The sequence below is a fragment of the Streptomyces sp. NPDC021020 genome, assembly GCF_044333285.1.
Lineage (GTDB): Bacteria > Actinomycetota > Actinomycetes > Streptomycetales > Streptomycetaceae > Actinacidiphila.
In genome coordinates this window covers 395,372-411,359 of the sequence record NZ_JBIRQQ010000003.1, presented here as the reverse complement: position 1 = coordinate 411,359, position 15,988 = coordinate 395,372, and the positions used below count along the sequence as shown (strand labels likewise).

Genomic DNA, 15,988 nt, shown 5'->3' with positions numbered 1-15,988 from the left:
CGTTGCACAGCCCGGCGTTGATCCGGCCGCCGCGCCCGGCGAGGGTCGAACCAGCACCGCCCCCCGACCGACCCGCACCAGGAGCACGCGATGTACGTCACCGGACCCCACGCCCTCACCGCCCCCGCCGCCGACACCGCGGCGGCCCTGCGGGAGCTGCGCGACCGCACGGAGATCCTCGACGCGCTCCTGCGCTTCGGCCTGGGCCAGGACCTCCGGGACGCCGCACTCTTCGCCTCCGCCTTCGCGCCCGACGCCGAGGTGGACTTCGCCCCGGCCTCCGCGAAGTGGGGCGGCACGGCCCCGCTGCTGGCCGGGCGGGACACCATCGTCACCACGATCCTCGGCCTCTTCGCCGGGCGCGTGGACACCACCCACCAGGTCACCAACCCGCGCATCGCGATCGACGGCGACACCGCGCGGCTCACCGCCCTCGTCGAGGCCCAGCACCTGCTGACCGCCGACCACGGCACCTTCGCCCTGCTCAAGAACCCCTACGCGGTGGACCTGGTGCGCGACGGCGACCGCTGGGTGATCCGCCGCATGCGCATCGACAACACCTGGTACACCGGCGACCCCACCGCGATCTTCGGCGCCTGACCGCGCGCCGCCCCTCCCCCGCCGCGAGCAGCCCACCGCCCCCGCGGCGGGGCATCGCGGCACGCAGGCCGCCCGGGCCGGCGGTGACGGCGACGGGGCCGTCCCGGTCCGTGCGGAAGACGGTGGCGCCCAGCGCCCGCAGCGCGGCCACCGTCCCCGGCGCCGGGTGGTGGTACGTGTTGTGCGCCCCCACCGAGACGAGCGCCAGCCGCGGGTGCAGCCGGGCGAAGAACTCGTCGTCCCGGTACGCGCTGCCGTGGTGCCACAACTTCCTTAGAGACCATCTACTCGCCTAGCCTGACGCCATGAAGGCCTCAACCGCCAGGGTCCGCCGCGTCGGCATCTACGTCCGCATCTCCGATGACCGCGAGGGGGGCGGCCTGGGTGTGAAACGCCAGGAGGACGACTGCCGCCTCGCGGCTGCTGCGCTCGGCTGGAAGGTCGTGGAGGTGTACGTCGATAACGACGTCACCGCCGCTGACCGCCGGAAGAAGCGCAAGGACTACCTGCGGATGCTGGAGGACGTGAAGTCCGGCCACATCGACGCCGTCATCTCCTGGCACCCCGACCGCTTGTACCGCCAGCCCGCAGAGCTGGAAGACCTGATCATCATCGTGGAGGACCACAAGACCGAGATCGCCACCGTCAAGGCGGGCGACCTCGACCTGAGCACCCCCACCGGCCGGCTCGTGGCCCGCATGCTCGGCGCCATCGCCAAGTACGAGGTCGAGCACAAGCAGGAGCGCATCCTCCGCAAGGTCGAGGAGCTGGTGTCCGCAGGCGCGATCCACAACGGCGGCCACCGCCCGTTCGGGTACACGCGGCTGTACGACGGCGAGGGGCCGCGCCGGAAGGTGCTGGGAGAGGTCCTCAATGAAGAGGAGGTCCCCTACATCCGGGAGTGGGCTGCTCGCGCCCTGGGGGGCGAGAAGATGCACAGCCTGGTCATGGACGCCATCAGCAAGGGCGTGAAGACCACGACCGGGCGCGACTGGACCCACCAGGCGATGCGGTACATGCTCATGTCCGCCCGGATCTCCGGGCGCAAGGAGCACCGGGGCGTGATTAAGGGAAGGGCCGTCTGGCCCGCGATCATCTCGATCGAGGACAGCGACATGCTGCGAGCCCTTCTGTCCGAGCGGTCCGAGGAGTGGAGAGCCGAGCACGGCGACCGGGATTCGACTGCCCTCAAGTACCCGCTTTCGGGATTGGTTCGGTGCACTTGCCGGGTGCCCCATGTGGTCGGTGAACCGTGCGAGTGCACGGAGCGGGGCAGGCCGCACAAGAAGATGCGGACTGGTCAGCGCGGCGACAAGGACATGCCCATCTACACCTGCAAGCGCGACGGGGGCGGCTGCGGTGGCCGGACCATCCAGATCCCTGATCTGGAGCCGCTGATCGAGAAGCTCCTGTTCGCGCATATGGAGGAGATTGAGGTCGTGGCCGAGGAAGACCCGGACGACCCTCGCCCCAAACTGGAGGCCAAACTCGCCCGGTGGGAGAAGCGGAAGGGCGAGCTGGAGGATGAGCTGCTCGACGGAGACCGGCCCGCCCGGGAGATCCAGGACGCGATCGACAAGCTCAACGGACGGATGGCGGACGCCCGCAAGCAGGCCGCGGAGTACGGCGTCAAGGCCAACCTGCTGGACATCAGTGCCGCTGAGCTACAGAAGGCGTGGAAGGACTACTCCGTGCCCCGGAAGCAGAGCACCTACCGGGGCCTGATCCGGGAGATCCTCATCCACCCGGCGACCCGGCCCTTCAACGTGTGGAACCCGGACCGGATCGAGATCTTCTGGCGGTAGGTCCGCGAAGCGCCTGACATTTGGGTACAACGTCCCCAGGAAACCTTGGGGGTGGCGTGATGAGGCGCTCAATACCGCTCTGGAAGCTGACCACGGTTGCGTTGGTCCTGGCCTTCGCCTGGTCAGCCGTGGGGCTCGCAGTGTGGGGACTATGGGAGGCGCGCCACGACCGATGGTTCAACCTCACGCTGACCGGAGACTTCTACCTTCTGTTGCTTGCGGCCTCACTGATCTTCCTCGGCTTCCGAGGACGTGGTGATCGTCTGGTTGGGCCCCAGTCGGTCTCTCGTGCCTACACGAAACTGGGGCCCGCGCTCGTGGCAAGCGGAGCGGGCCTAGCCAGCGCCGCACTCGCCCTTCCGGCCCCCATCGCCTGGCTGCTTATGTCCTTGCTGTGCGTGATGGTTGGCGTATACGTCACAGCCGCGCTGTTCAGCTTTCTGGCCAGGGACTCTGAGCGGCGTGAAGCGGCCCTCAAGACTCTTCGCGTCCTCAGTGGTGCCGTGGAACCGGCTCAGGCCGATTCGTCAACGCAGACTTCGTCAGATCCCGCTTCAGACGGCGGAGCAACTGCATCTGAACCATCGTGAGGGCGGGGGCATTGGCCATCTGGCGCTCGACCCACGCCGCCTCCCTGCGCTCACGCTCGGCCCAGCGGATCTGTTCGCGGACCAGGTTGTCGATCAGCCGCTTCATGGCGACCGAGCGGAGAGTCTTGCCGTTGGCCACCACACCACCCGGGACTGGCCTACAGCCGCCGGGCGCCTCGGGGTCGAGGATGACGAGGCCCTTCATATGAACACCACCCCACAGGGCTCATAGCCGTTGTTGCCGACCACGGCGCACAGCGGCTCGCCGTCCTCGTGCGACCACTGGGGCTTCGGGCCCCAGCAGGGGTTCCACGTCGTGGGCTCGACCTCCACGGCCAGCTCACTGCATTCCTCGCAGCGCGCCTCCATCAGTCCTGCACGTCCGCTATCAACCAGCGGTCCGGGTGCTGTTCTTCCTCCCGGGCCACCAAGGCGTCCTTCTGGGCCTCGGTCAGGTCGGTGACGATGTACACGGCACCCCCTGTGGGCGCGTGCTCAGGTGCGTTCGAGAACGCCTTCACCGTGTAGAGCCGCTCGCCGTTCGCCACCTCACACGCTCCCGCTCTGCCAGGCCATGCGGGAGTCGTACATGAGCTGTTTGCCCTCGCGGGACGAGACGAACGCGTCGATCGCCGCGGGCATCGCCTCGCCGTAGGAGATGAGCCGGAGACTCTCGTGGGGATATCCGTACGCCCAGCAGACCGCCCATTCGCCGCCCAGCCGGAGCAGGCTGACCCGGTCGCCGTCGGCGGTCTGATAGTGCCCCGCCTGGTCCCATTCCACGGTCACGCGGCCTCCCCGGGATTTAAAATCCAGTCCCCATGAAAACGATCAAACCCCGCTCCCGTGGGGTTCGGAGCGGGGCTTGCAGGGGGCACCATAGCGGCTCCGGAGAGGCCGCACATAACTACCTATTAGACAGCACTGGAATCCTTGGAGTACCTACAGCGGGAGCCAGTTGGATTCGCCGGACTCGTATTTCCTCACAACCTCGGTGAATGCCTCGATCTGAACGTTGAGAACGTACTGCTGACGTCGGGCGTCGTTCGCGTCCAAGGCCACAACCTCAGCGGCCTCCGACCGCCCCTTCTTCGCCTGGGCGTGGAGCTTCGAGGTCCCCTTCTCCAGACCCCGGCCGTTGATCTCGAAGCCGCCACCCTCGATCGCGACCAATCCGTACCAGTCCAGGACTGTCGCCAGTTCCTTCGGCGTCAGCTTCCGGGGCTGCTGCTTCGCATCCTCCACGCGCTGCGGGACGACCACCCGGTGGGGCCCAGGGGCCCTCTCAGGTTCCGTCCGAACCTCCGGCCCCTCCGGAATGGGAACGGTCACCACGGGCGCCCTGGCGGCCTCCAGGGGCTGGACCTGCTTGCCCTGCTGGACCAGCTCCCGCAGGAGTGCGGTCTGCTCCCGAAGCAGGTCGACCACCTCGGATCCACCGGACGGCACCTCCTCGCGCGCCACCTGCGGCACACCCTGATGTGCTACCGGCACGATGTGCGCCAACACCGTGCCGTTGTGCGTGAGGGCGACCGTCTCGCCCGCCTTCAGGGCGTCGACCACCTCGGCGCTCTTACGCCGCAGGTCGGTGATGGAGTAGCGGTCCACATTCATGCGTGCCATATTAGCACGATGCACGTGCTAGGCACGTGCCAGGTGCGTGCTTCGTGCGTCAGCTCGTGCCCAGCACCCGCGCCCGCATGCAGGCGAACCTGTCCCGCCCCTCCGCGTGCAGCTCCGGAACCGCGCTCAACCCGATCCCCTCGGCCGGCTCGACCTCTACGGGGTCGCCCAGGGCCTCCGGGGTACTCGGCACGGACCCCGCGTCCTGCGCCTGCTCGACAAGGTAGGTGTGGCAGGCCCGCTCGTCCCCGGCCTCAACCAGCTCCCGCCACCTCGGGTCCGCATCCTGGGGCAGCTCGTCCAGGAACGCCTGGCGCGTACGGGGTCCGCACGCCTTCCAGGCGATGGCGCCCTCGGGAGTCCCCCGGCGGGCCGCCGTGGCCCGCTCCTTGGCGTCCCTGGCCTGCGCGGCGTACAGCTTGTCCTTGCGGGTCCAGTGACCGCAGTTGAGCATGCCACTGGGGTCGAGTAGCTGGAAGAACGCGAGCACGTAGACCTTCGCCCTGCCGACCTTCAGCTCGAAGATCCAGGACTGAGGGCTCGCCTTCCAGCGTTCCAAGAGGCGCCGGACCGGGCGCTCGGCCAAGCCCGTCAGGGCCATCAGATCCCTCTGGGTGATGATGATGTCCTGGACCCCGAACAGCACGGCCAGGCGCCAGGCGTGCTTGCCCAGCCCCTCCACGCTCGCGTCCTCAGCCCAGGTGTCGGCAGCGGGGTCGAGGGCGGTCATCAGGTTGCGCGACCACGATCCGCTGGTCCCCCACTCCTTCACCCTCTCGAACTCCTCCTCGGCCAGGATGAGGGCCTCCGCGAGGTCCTCCCCGACACCGGTCGTTTCCCGCCCATTACCTCTCTGAGCTTTACCTTCTTCCATGATCTTCCTGACCAGGGGAGAGGAGGGTATTGAGATTTTAGAGAGAGACTGGGCGGCAAACGACCGGTATCTGTCAGGCGACCAGGACCAGGACCTCCCGGCCAAGGAGTTGAAGCGGAGGTTCATGTCCTCGCGCTCCTCCTCGATCACGGAGGAGCGGCCCCTCGTGGCCGTGTAGAGGAACTTGTGCCGGGAGAGGCCGCCGTCCGGTCCGGCCAGCTCCTGGACCGTCTCCTTGTGCTGGTGCGTCCAGCGGGCGATGCCGCGCGCCCCGGTCAGGAACGGGTGGATCTCCGTGGCCCAGGCGACCCGGGCCTCATTGAGGGCCGCGGGCTCCAGGAGGAGGCGCTGGCGGATCTCGTTCAGGTGGGCGCCGTTGATCGCGTCCGCTGCGGGGCGCTCCGGCTTCCCCTGGAGATCGATGTGACCGGTGTCGGCACGGCCGGTATTGTGGAGGAACAACTTCGCTCCCTGGGTTCAAGGCGTACGGGGAGTACCGGTCCTCGGAGGTTGAAGCCCTCCTGGACCGCCGGGATTTTGAAATCCCTTCGACTGAGCCCCCGGTTCCCGCCGGGGGCTTCGTCATGTCTGGGCTCAACGATAGCCCCGCTCTGGCCCCCTCGGCGAGCGCCTCCATAGCCCTCCGGAACCGCCGCAGGCGTCGCGCAGGAATCCTGCTACAAGGATTCCTGGAGTACTCCACTACGGGTCTGGATTTTAAAATCGGAGAGCCGCCGTCAATGACGTCTGAATTTGTTTTCTGACGCCATCCACGGTAAATTGAATACGTCGCCACCAGTGCGGCATGACTCCTCTGGAGGGCCTAAGGCCAACGTCCAGGGGACGGACCTCTGGGCAGCACGACTCCCGGAGATTCCGATGAAGGTCCTCGACCTCACCCGATACACCCCCTCCCGCGCCCGCGTGGACGGCCAGCTCATGGACGTCCTGATCCCGCCGCGCCGCTGGTACGACGCGCTCCTGGCCTCTCAGGGCGACGAGTTGCTCGACCGCTGGAACCCGCGGGTGCACCAGGACTTGGGCTCCCCGACGGCCAGCCACGACTGCTGGGTATGGACCGGTGGCGTGTCGTCCGGCGGCTACGGCGTGTTTCGCCTCGGCGGCCAGCAGACATACGCCCACAAGATCGCGTGGGCGATTGAGCACGGCAGCCCTCCGGCCTTCGCCTTCGGCCCGCACGGCTGGGAGGGCGTGCATCTGGGTCACATGTGCCACGATGCCGACTCCTCGTGCCCCGGCGGGACGTCCGACCCGCATCGCCGCTGCTGCAACCCGGGCCACCTCGGGCTCCAGCTCCACTCGACGAACGTCCGCGCCGGACGCAGCGGTGAGCACCAGCGGCGCAAGATCACGTGCCCCTCCGGCCACGACTACGCGACCAACGGATACCTGTACACCGACCCGGCCAGGGTCACCCGCCGGTACTGCCGGGCCTGCAAGTCCGGTGGCCGCGCCGTGGAGTTCGTCGGCATCCGCAAGGCCACCCAGGAACTGGCGGTGGCCGCGTGAAGAGCATCGAGGATCTGATCATCTTCGACCAGGAGCTGAAAGTCGGAGCCCGACTCGTCGGCATGTTCCTGGAAGTGATGGACGACCCCCAGAGCACCCGGCAGGTCGCCGCCGACCTCGGCATCTCCGAGAGCAGCGCCCTGCGCTATCTGAAGGCGCTGGAGGAGAAGGGCCGGGCCCGGCGTGTCCACCCCCTGTGGACGAGCGTGGAGGACCCGGCGTGAGCACCGACAACACCCCGCTCGTCTTCACCGGCCCCGAGCAGATCGTCAGCATCGAGCTGCACGGCGAGGGCGTCATCGAGACCCTCGTCGTGCGCTCCGTCACCGTCTTCGACCGGCAGCCGGACGGCTCCTTGCTGGAGCTGCACGGCGAGGAGAAGCGCCAGGCCCTGATCGAGTTCTGGGAGGGGCCGTGCTGATCCTTCTCCTCCACGCCCTCGCCGCCCTGATCGTGCTCCTCCTGATGGCCATGGTCGTCAGGGACATGCGGAGGGCCCGTTGACCCTCACCGCTGCCGACTTCTTCGCGGGCGCGGGCGGCAGCTCCCAGGGCATCCACGCGGTGCCCGGGGTCCAGGTCGTCCTGGCCGCGAACCACTGGGCACTTGCCGTCCAGACCCACGCGCTCAACTTCCCGGGCGTCGAGCACGACTGTGCCGACATCGCCCAGGTGGACTTCCGCCGGTACCCCCGCGTGGACCTCCTCTGGGCGAGCCCGGAGTGCACCAGTCACAGCGTGGCGCAGGGGCGGAAGCGGACCCAGCACGACCAGGTGCCCGATGTCGAGGGCAACGTCCTGCCGCTCGACGCGGGAGAGCGCAGCCGGGCCACCGCCTGGGACATCCCCCGGTACCTGGAGCGGATGATCCTGCGGGGCCGTCCGGTCCTCGGCGGGGTCGTCGAGAACGTCGTGGACTTCCGGCGCTGGGTGCTCTTCGACGCCTGGTACAAGGCCATGGAGACGCTCGGCTACCGGCTCCAGATCGTGTACCTCAACAGCGCCCACGCACACTCCAGGACGTCCCTGTGGGCCCCGCAGAGCCGCGACCGGATGTACGTCACCTTCATCCACGCGAGCGTCCGCAGGACGCTGAATCTGGAGAAGTGGATCCGCCCGTTCGCCACCTGCCCCGAGCACGGCACCGTCCGGGCCCGGCAGCACTTCAAGAAGAAGGACGACCCCTGGGGTCGCTACCGGGCGCAGTACCGGTACCTCTGCCCGCAGGCCGGCTGCGCCGTCGTCGTCGAGCCCAAGGCCCTCCCGGCCTCCGTGGCCATCGACTGGTCGCTGAAGAGCCAGCGCATCGGAGACCGCGTCCGGCCGCTGGCCGCCAAGACCATGGCGCGGATCGAGGACGGCATCAAGCGCTTCGCCCGTCCCCTGCTGGTGCCCGTGGAAGGCCGGGACGGCAAGGAGGCCCGCCCGGTCGACGCGCCCGGCAGGACCCAGACCACCCGGCGTGAGACCGGGGTCCTGTTCACGCCGTTCGTTGCCGAGCTGCGTGGCGGGAACTCCAAGCACCGCTCCACCGAGCACCCGTTGGCGACCGTGACCGCCGGAGGGTTCCACCACGGCCTCGTGGCCCCGCCCATGCTCGTCCCCGCCGGAGGAACCTGGAACGACACCGCCAAGCTGCTGGACGAGCCCATGCGGGCCAGGACCACCCGGGAGAACGAAGGGCTGCTGGTGCCGTACTACGGCGCCTCCAAGGCCCACACGACCGCCGAGCCCATCGGCACCCTCACGACCGTCGACCGGTACGCCCTCGTGGAGTCCCAGATCGCCGTCGAGGACTGCCTGTTCAGGATGCTCCAGCCCGCCGAGATCGGCAGGGCCATGAGCTTCGGGGCCGACCACAAGGTCCTCGGCAACAAGCGCGAGCAGACCCGGCAGTACGGGAACGCGGTCACGCCCCCGGCGGCCGAGGTCCTCGTGAGCGCCCTGACCGAGGCCATCACGGGCGAGGACATCGAACTGGCGGTGGCGGCATGACCCAGACCTTCGAGTGCGCGGTCTGCGGTGAGCACAGCGGGCATCAGACGTGCGCCCGCTGCTTCAGCCGACTGAAGGGCATGCTCGAATCGCTCCCCGAGCAGTACGTCTTGCTCTGCATGAGTCACCAGCCGCTGAAGACCGGCAGCGACGGACGGAGCCCCAGGGCCCTGCACGCTCCGCTGCCGGGCCGTCTCGACGTCCTGAACCTCCTGGGCCCGGCTGCCCGTCAGGGCGTCATGAACGAGGACCAGAGTGGCCCCGTGCCGTTCCTGGAGGTTCTCGCGGGCTGGGCAGAGGCGGTGAGCGAGGAGCGCCGCCTGACGCCCGTCAGGAGGAACGTGACGGCCCTCGTCGACCGGCTGACGCGGCACCTCATCTGGATCACCGAGCAGACCTTCGCCGGGGACTTCTTCACCGAGATCGAGGAGCTGCTGAGGGTCACCCGTCGGATCACGCTGACGGAGCACCGGGTGGAGTTGCTGCGGGGCGTCGCCTGCCCGTCATGCGGGATGTTCGCCATGGTCCGGCACCTCCCCGGGGACTGGGCGGCCGAGTGCCGGTTCTGCCCGTCAGTGCGCCTCGATCAGCGGGACTATGCAGACCTCGTGCAGGTCCAGGCCCGTGACGCGGATGACACAGTCAAGGCCGGGCAGCCTGACGGCCGTTGACGGTATCGTCAGAACAACAACTGAGCGGAGGCCGGGCTAGCCGCCAAGCATGGGCCCGGCCTCCTAACCAACAGCGAGGGACTAGCTCGCCGTGGCTAACACGCATCGTATTGCCCTGCCGTCTGACGGGGGACAGCCCCCTCAGAGCCGACTCCCGTTACTCGTCCGCCTGGCCATCGCCGGTGGACGTCCCGCCGTCCTGGCCGCCGCCCTCGCGCTCTCCGCGCCGGGTGAGTACCGACTCGCCGTGCTGGCGGGCTGGGACTGGCGCTTCGCCCTGATCATGCCGGGCGTCCTCTCCCTGTACGCCGCCGTGGCCGCCGCCATCGCGGGCTCCCTGCCGAAGGGCAGTGCGGAGCGGAAGCAGGCGAACGCGGGCGCCCTGATCGCCCTGACGCTGGCCATGACGGCCCAGGTGTTCTCGCACCTGATCGAGGCCGGGTACGCCACCAAGTCGCCGGGCGTCGTCATCGCGGTCAGCGCCGTGCCCCCGATGGTCGCGGCCCACACGCTGCACCTGACGGCCGCCGCAACCCGGCTGACGCCCAAGGTCGCGCTGCCCCCGATGCCCGTCACGGCTCCGCAGCCGGCCACCCAGGAATCCTTGGAGTCGTCGCCCGTCGAGGAGCCCCAGGAGACCGTTCAGGCCCACGAGGTCGAGCCCGTCGTGACGCCCGTCAAGGAGCCCGTCACTGAGCCGGAGCAGCCCCAGGAACCGCCGACGCAGCGGGAGCTGATCGACGCGACCATCCGGGGCCTGTACGACTCGCTGGGCAACCGCCGTCCCGCGACCCGTCACATGGTGGCCGCTCTCCGTGACGCGGGCCTCCCCTGCTCTGACGGGACCGCCCGGGAGTCGCGGAAGCGCGTCGAGACCGCCGAACCCCGTCTCCGGGACCTCCCGGACGCCCTCGCCGCCTGACGGCGAGCACCCACCCTTTTTCGGTGCGCTGTGCTCGCCTGACGGCTGACGCACGCGCGCCTCCATGCCCTGGAGGGCGCCATGTCCGAGACCCCCGAACCCCCCGACATCCACGTCTACTTCATCACCGACAAGCCCGAGGAGCCCTCCTGGGACTTCTCCTGGATGCAGCTGAAAACCAACGCCTGGACGGCCGCGCTGGCCTTCATCCCGGCCAACATCTGGGCGAAGGTCCTGCACGACGTCCACGTCCAGCAGGACCTGTCCGGCGCCTTCTTCATGGCCGGAGCGGGCGTCGTCGTCACCGTCACCAGGTTCGTGCAGAAGCGGACCTGGACCCGGCGGACCCTGGTGTGGATCGCGGTCCTCGGTGCGGTCTTCGCGCTGCCCGTCTTCAACGCGATGGTCAACGTCCTGACGGGCGGTGGCCGGTGAACACCGTGACCACGACGACCGTCTCCCTCGGCTCCGTCGTCGTCGGCCTGAGCATTTGGGCCTGGCACCTGACGAAGTGGTGGAAGACCGGAGGCGGCAAGGGCGGACCCGGCCCCGGCGGAGGAGCCCGCGACCCGAAGGCGCTGCTGCCGCTCGTCACCAGCTCGGCGCTGGGGATGCTCGCCATCACCGCCGCCGGGGGCCTGATCGGCACGGCCGCCGTGATGCTGCTGCACACCACCAACGCCCTCGGCAACTGGTCGCTGACGGCCGTCACGGGCACCGCGACGCCCTCCGTCACCCGCTCCGGCCACAAGGCCCTGAGTCCCGGCGGGAGCGCCGCCCTGGTGGTGTACATCGTCGTCCTGGTCGCCCTGTGGAAGTCTGGCGCGAAGATCTACAAGAACAAGATCGCGTCGGGTGTCGTCAGCGGCGTCATGCTCGGCTTGAGCGCCGGGTTCTCCGGCATCGCCGCCGCCGGAGTCGTCTCGCTGTTCAACGCGGCGGGCGACCGTGTCGTGGGGTTGCTGTGAAGCGCCTCGGCACCTTCGCCGACCGGCTCGCGAAGGGCAGCTCGATCCTCTCCGTACGCCTCGCCCGCGGCACGGTGGCGTGGTTGAAGGCCGGGAAGAGCGTCGGCGACTTCCTGATCCGGCTCGGCTTCCTCGCGCTGCCCCTCTGGATCCTCTGGACCCTGGTCGCTGCCACCCGGGCCCTGCTGTGGATCCTGGCTGCCGTCTGGTGCATCGCGGCTTGGAGAGCTGCCCAGCCGGCCAAAGCCCGAACCCCTCCCCCACCGCGCCCCTTCACCTCTTCTGGGGGCGAAGAGGCTGGTCAGGAGACACACACCGAGATTGGGGGAGGGGTTCGCGTCGTCTCGACGCCCGACCCGGCCCACCCCACCCGGATCCACGTCCGCGTCGAGCAGGCCAACGCCGACGCGCCGCGGTAGACCCCGGGACGGCCGTCATCCCGCCAAGAAGTCCGGCCGTCCCGGTCCCCATCCCGATCACGAGACAGGAGCGCCAGGATGGCACTCAACGGCAACTTCCCCATAGCCCCCGGCACCCGGCCGGACCCCAGGTTCGAGACCGTCTACGACCCCGCCAGGGGCGGCCACTACCCCCCGCCGGAGAAGCCCGCCGAGGAGACCCCGGAGGACGGGGAGAAGGCGGCGTGAAGCGCGACGACGACCGGTACGGCGCCGACTACGCCGTGATCGAGGGGGAGCTGACCGGAGCCCAGTCGATGGAGTTCGCGGAGTATGCGGGCTTCCTGGCCAACTACGGCATCCGGCTCCGGGAGCTGGCCGCCAAGCACCCCTTCCCCGACGGTGCGTTCATCCACCTCCGCACGTACGCCGACGAGTTCCTGGAGGAGCTGCACCGGGACACGTAACGACTTGACCGCATCCACCCCGCTGCCCTGTCGCGTCCCCGAGGATCACCCCATGGACGCGGAAGTAGCAGCGGGGTGGATTGGCGCGGGGGCCGCAATCCTTGGTGCAGCAGCAGGAGCAGGGGCCTCAATGTGGGCCACGATCCGAACGCAGCGGTACGAGACGGCTAAGTTCATCGAGGCGAAACAGGAAGCTGCGGCGAAGCTGATCGACGAGCGCGGCCAGACCGCAGGACGCGAAGCCCTCGCCGAGCTTTACGTCTTGCGGCGGCACATCGTCCACTTTGAGTTCCCTCCCGATGTGGAGGCGCGTAGGGCCTGGTTCCATGCCGGTGAGGAGATGGCCGACAAGGCCGAGCTGACCGCCGGACTGATCCCGCAAGCCCCTGAGATCAGGCCCCGCCTTGAAGAGGCTCTGAATGCCACCCTGCGCTGCATGGCGGGCAACAGGAGAAGTTCGATCCGCTCAACCTTCCGCAGCACGAACGCCGTGGATCACGCTATCGAGATACTTCAGGCGTTCCTCCGTGGCGATCCTCTGCCCGAACCGTCAGCGGGCGTGGAGGACGTCCGGCAACACCGCGCCCGGTACGACATAGAGAACCCACCGGACCTCGACTGACACCCGCCAGAACTGGGACTAGCGCTCACCCGCTAGCGCATGCGAGAATCCGTGCCAGTACCACCCTTGTCTTCACGTACAGGCCCCGACTCCTCTGGAGATCCGGGGCCTTTCGTGCGTTCAGGAGGCCGTCATGGACGACGAGATCTGGATGACGGCCCCTGAGGCCGCCGACCACTTCGGCGTCAGCAACAAGACGATCTACCGCTGGACCGCCGAGGGGCGCCTCCAGGTCGGTGGGCTCGACGAGCGGGGCCAGAAGCTCTTCCGCTTCCTGGACGTCGCTCAGGTCGAGCTGGTCACCCGCGCCAGGGCGAAGCGCGTGCTGGGAATCGCCGCGTGACTGAAGTTGCCACCGAACTCTCAGTGAGCAACTTCAGTCAGCTATGCGACAGATCTGATCAACCACGCGCGGGTTGCAAAAAAGCCACCACGGCGCGACCACCCATGTGGTGCCATGTTGCCGCGCGCGATAATCAGACTGACACCCGGAAATTCACCCATGCAGGCGTAAGTCACGAAACTTGCGCGGACTAATGTCGTTGCCTTTGGTGACACGGCATTTGCGCCGGTAGTACAACTGGAGAGATCTAGCGAAAGATGGAGAGGATGAGGGAACGCATGAGCACCGTCCCCCAAGCCCTCGCCACCCTGACGATCAATCCCGGGTCCAGGGCCAGCCTCAGGGCCAACGCCACGCCCAGGGCATGGACTTCACTGACACCGTGGGCGAGGTCCAGCCCGAACGCCACCGCTCCGACGAGCACGAGGACAGTCTCCGTGACCGGATGCAGACGCCTTCCGGCCGGAAGAGGCTGTGACTGAGATTCCACAACTGGCGGCATGACGCCTCCTTGTCCGGGGCCCTCGCGACTTGATCGCCCTGAGAAGTTGATTTGAGTCGCGAGGGACCCCCCTTTTCGGTACTGCTGATGCAGTCCCAATGCGCACAACGGCGCACTTGGCGACGGGTTACGCGCCCCTGCGTCATATTCGTCCGTGCGAGTGAGTTTCGGCTCGCTTGTAATATGGACGACAGGCGCACGCGGGGGCGTCTTTCGCATGCACTCCCCCACTCATTGCGCTCGAACGCCTGACCGGTCACCGTCACCACGCACACGCGAGGGGGTGAGCCGGCCATGGCCCGCGCCTTCTCCCGCGAGGACGAGGAGCGGCTGCGTCAGCTTCATGCTGACGGCGTCAGCCGCAACGACATCGCCCGTCAGATGGAGTGGTCGGTCGGCACGATCACCAACCACGCCACGCGCCTCGGGCTGTCCTTCGACCGCTCGGCCACCAGGGCCGCCACTGACGCCCGTCAGGTGGACCTGCGTGACCGCCGTCAGCGGATCGAGATCCAGCTCTACGACCTCGCGGAGCGGAACATCCGCCGGGCGCAGGAGCGGTATCTGCTGACGGGCTTCGACCAGCTCGGCGCGCTGGTGGCCGAGACCATCCCTCAGCCCCCGGCGAGGGAGACCAAGGACTTCACGCTGGCCGCCTCCAGCGCTCTCACGACCGCTGTGAAGCTCGCGCAGGTCGACGGCGGGGATGCGGGCCGGGAGCAGGCCGCGGGCTTCCTCCAGGGCCTCAGCGACGCCATGGCGACCGCTGCCCGGGAGCTTGGGGGCGACGATGCCGACGAGTACGGCTCGTAGCACCCAGCTACTCCTGGAGCGCTTCACCCCGGTGCAGATCCGCAGCATCGCCGCGGCGAACCGGAGGATCAATCTCTGGGAGGGCGCGGTCTCCTCCGGTAAGACCATCGCTTCGGCGTGGGCCTGGATGATGTTCGTTCCGCAGGCGTCCACCACGGGCGAGCTGGTCATGATCGGCAAGACCCGGGACGCGCTGTACCGCAACGTCCTCCAGCCGATGATGAACCCGGAGATCTTCGGGGAACTGGCCGCCCAGGTCGAGTACACGCCGGGCGCGGTCACCTGCCGGATCTTCGGCCGCCTCGTCCACGTCATCGGCGCCAACGACATCAAGTCCGAGAACAAGATCCGCGGCATGACATGCGCCGGGGCGTACGTGGATGAGGCCACGCTGCTCCCGGAGCCGTTCTGGGACATGCTCCTGACCCGCATGCGCGCGGTCGGCGCCAGGATCTACGCCTCCACGAACCCCGATGCGCCCACGCACTGGCTGAAGGCCAAGTTCATCGACGACCCGCTCCAGCGGCAGACGATGAAGGTCTTCAGCTTCGAGCTGGACGACAACACGCACCTGGACGCGCCGTACGTCGCGCACATCAAGGCCAGCCACTCCGGCCTGTTCTACAAGCGCTTCGTGCTCGGCCAGTGGGTCGCCGCCCAGGGCGCGATCTACGACATGTTCGATCACGCCACGCAGGTCGTCGACATCCTGCCGCAGATGCACCGCTGGATATCGGTGGGCATCGACTACGGCGCGACGAACCCGACGCACGCGGTGCTCGTCGGGCTCGGCAACGACCGGCGCCTGTACGTCGTCTCGGAGTACCGGTACGCCAGGGGCACGAGCAACATCACGCTGACCCAGGCGGACACCTCCCGGCGCATCGTCCGGTGGTTGGACGACGTGCCCCATCACGGGCGCGTGCGACCTCCGTACGTCGTCGTCGACCCCAGCGCGGCAAGCTTCAAGACGCAGCTCCTCCAGGACGGGCTGAACCCCACCGCGGCCGACAACAGCGTCCTCGACGGCATCCGGCTGGTGTCCAACCTGCTGGCCAACCGCCAGCTCGTGATCCACAGCTCGTGCCGGGAGCTGCTCAAGGAGATCGCGTCCTACACGTGGGACCCCAAGGCCGCGCTCGACGGCCTGGACGCGCCGCTGAAGCTCAACGACCACGGCATGGACGCGCTCCGCTACGCCCTCTTCACCACCCGCCTGCTGTGGCAGCACCAGCTCCGGCTGGCCGCCTGACGACGACACCACAG

Annotated in this window: 22 protein-coding genes; 17 read left to right on the top strand and 5 right to left on the bottom strand. The window is 68.4% G+C overall.

Going from position 1 to position 15,988, the window contains the following annotated elements; translation table 11 throughout:
- Positions 1-90 precede the first annotated feature (90 nt).
- Together ACH4SL_RS10275 and ACH4SL_RS10270 are read left to right on the top strand one after the other, a co-directional pair.
- Positions 91-600: a nuclear transport factor 2 family protein gene (locus ACH4SL_RS10275; protein WP_398443338.1), complete on the top strand. Its 510-nt coding sequence runs from the start codon at positions 91-93 to the stop codon at positions 598-600.
- Between the two features lie 305 nt (positions 601-905).
- Positions 906-2,405, top strand: a complete 1,500-nt coding sequence (locus ACH4SL_RS10270) for a recombinase family protein (RefSeq protein WP_398443336.1) — start codon at positions 906-908, stop codon at positions 2,403-2,405.
- A 492-nt stretch (positions 2,406-2,897) separates the two neighbouring features.
- Here ACH4SL_RS10270 and ACH4SL_RS10265 read toward each other — a convergent pair whose 3' ends face one another.
- From ACH4SL_RS10265 to ACH4SL_RS10245, 5 genes are all read right to left on the bottom strand, one after another.
- Entirely contained in the window at positions 2,898-3,200 is a 303-nt protein-coding gene (locus tag ACH4SL_RS10265; protein WP_398443334.1) for a hypothetical protein, read from the bottom strand.
- 163 nt (positions 3,201-3,363) lie between these two features.
- Complete coding sequence (locus ACH4SL_RS10260; RefSeq protein ID WP_398443332.1) at positions 3,364-3,543, bottom strand: hypothetical protein; 180 nt, start codon at positions 3,541-3,543, stop codon at positions 3,364-3,366.
- Between the two features lies 1 nt (position 3,544).
- The gene (locus ACH4SL_RS10255) at positions 3,545-3,784 is read right to left on the bottom strand and encodes a hypothetical protein (RefSeq protein ID WP_398443330.1); all 240 of its coding nucleotides are present in this window, start codon (positions 3,782-3,784) and stop codon (positions 3,545-3,547) included.
- A gap of 153 nt (positions 3,785-3,937) precedes the next feature.
- A complete protein-coding gene (locus ACH4SL_RS10250; RefSeq protein ID WP_398443328.1) occupies positions 3,938-4,609 on the bottom strand; it encodes a type II toxin-antitoxin system Phd/YefM family antitoxin in 672 nt (223 codons plus the stop codon).
- A 58-nt stretch (positions 4,610-4,667) separates the two neighbouring features.
- Positions 4,668-5,954 (bottom strand): hypothetical protein, encoded by a 1,287-nt coding sequence (locus tag ACH4SL_RS10245; RefSeq protein WP_398443326.1) that lies wholly within the window; start codon positions 5,952-5,954, stop codon positions 4,668-4,670.
- A 417-nt stretch (positions 5,955-6,371) separates the two neighbouring features.
- Between ACH4SL_RS10245 and ACH4SL_RS10240 the strand changes: the two genes are divergently transcribed.
- The 15 genes from ACH4SL_RS10240 to ACH4SL_RS10170 all read left to right on the top strand — a co-directional run bounded on the left by ACH4SL_RS10240 (position 6,372) and on the right by ACH4SL_RS10170 (position 15,974).
- Positions 6,372-7,022 (top strand): hypothetical protein, encoded by a 651-nt coding sequence (locus ACH4SL_RS10240; RefSeq protein ID WP_398443324.1) that lies wholly within the window; start codon positions 6,372-6,374, stop codon positions 7,020-7,022.
- A complete protein-coding gene (locus ACH4SL_RS10235) occupies positions 7,019-7,246 on the top strand; it encodes a winged helix-turn-helix transcriptional regulator (protein ID WP_398443322.1) in 228 nt (75 codons plus the stop codon). The genes ACH4SL_RS10240 and ACH4SL_RS10235 overlap by 4 nt, the downstream gene beginning before the upstream one ends.
- Positions 7,243-7,443 carry a hypothetical protein gene (locus tag ACH4SL_RS10230; RefSeq protein WP_398443320.1) on the top strand — a complete coding sequence of 67 codons (201 nt, stop codon included), beginning with the start codon at positions 7,243-7,245 and terminating at the stop codon, positions 7,441-7,443. Before ACH4SL_RS10235 ends, ACH4SL_RS10230 begins: the two co-directional genes overlap by 4 nt.
- Positions 7,444-7,522: 79 nt before the next feature.
- A complete protein-coding gene (locus ACH4SL_RS10225) occupies positions 7,523-9,016 on the top strand; it encodes a DNA cytosine methyltransferase (protein ID WP_398443318.1) in 1,494 nt (497 codons plus the stop codon).
- Positions 9,013-9,687: a hypothetical protein gene (locus tag ACH4SL_RS10220; protein WP_398443316.1), complete on the top strand. Its 675-nt coding sequence runs from the start codon at positions 9,013-9,015 to the stop codon at positions 9,685-9,687. The genes ACH4SL_RS10225 and ACH4SL_RS10220 overlap by 4 nt, the downstream gene beginning before the upstream one ends.
- 91 nt (positions 9,688-9,778) lie before the next feature.
- Positions 9,779-10,609 (top strand): hypothetical protein, encoded by an 831-nt coding sequence (locus ACH4SL_RS10215; RefSeq protein WP_398443315.1) that lies wholly within the window; start codon positions 9,779-9,781, stop codon positions 10,607-10,609.
- A gap of 81 nt (positions 10,610-10,690) precedes the next feature.
- Entirely contained in the window at positions 10,691-11,044 is a 354-nt protein-coding gene (locus ACH4SL_RS10210) for a hypothetical protein (protein WP_398443313.1), read from the top strand.
- 5 nt (positions 11,045-11,049) lie between these two features.
- Positions 11,050-11,577 (top strand): hypothetical protein, encoded by a 528-nt coding sequence (locus tag ACH4SL_RS10205; protein WP_398443310.1) that lies wholly within the window; start codon positions 11,050-11,052, stop codon positions 11,575-11,577.
- On the top strand, positions 11,574-11,996 hold the full coding sequence (locus tag ACH4SL_RS10200) for a hypothetical protein (protein ID WP_398443308.1): 423 nt from the start codon (positions 11,574-11,576) through the stop codon (positions 11,994-11,996). The genes ACH4SL_RS10205 and ACH4SL_RS10200 overlap by 4 nt, the downstream gene beginning before the upstream one ends.
- Before the next feature lie 78 nt (positions 11,997-12,074).
- Complete coding sequence (locus tag ACH4SL_RS10195; protein ID WP_398443306.1) at positions 12,075-12,224, top strand: hypothetical protein; 150 nt, start codon at positions 12,075-12,077, stop codon at positions 12,222-12,224.
- Positions 12,221-12,442: a hypothetical protein gene (locus ACH4SL_RS10190; protein ID WP_398443304.1), complete on the top strand. Its 222-nt coding sequence runs from the start codon at positions 12,221-12,223 to the stop codon at positions 12,440-12,442. Before ACH4SL_RS10195 ends, ACH4SL_RS10190 begins: the two co-directional genes overlap by 4 nt.
- Positions 12,443-12,572: 130 nt before the next feature.
- Positions 12,573-13,064: a hypothetical protein gene (locus ACH4SL_RS10185; protein ID WP_398443302.1), complete on the top strand. Its 492-nt coding sequence runs from the start codon at positions 12,573-12,575 to the stop codon at positions 13,062-13,064.
- Between the two features lie 133 nt (positions 13,065-13,197).
- Positions 13,198-13,407, top strand: a complete 210-nt coding sequence (locus ACH4SL_RS10180; RefSeq protein WP_398443300.1) for a helix-turn-helix domain-containing protein — start codon at positions 13,198-13,200, stop codon at positions 13,405-13,407.
- Positions 13,408-14,203: 796 nt separating this feature from the next.
- Positions 14,204-14,722: a hypothetical protein gene (locus ACH4SL_RS10175; protein WP_398443298.1), complete on the top strand. Its 519-nt coding sequence runs from the start codon at positions 14,204-14,206 to the stop codon at positions 14,720-14,722.
- Positions 14,700-15,974, top strand: a complete 1,275-nt coding sequence (locus ACH4SL_RS10170; protein WP_398443296.1) for a PBSX family phage terminase large subunit — start codon at positions 14,700-14,702, stop codon at positions 15,972-15,974. The genes ACH4SL_RS10175 and ACH4SL_RS10170 overlap by 23 nt, the downstream gene beginning before the upstream one ends.
- Positions 15,975-15,988 lie beyond the last annotated feature (14 nt).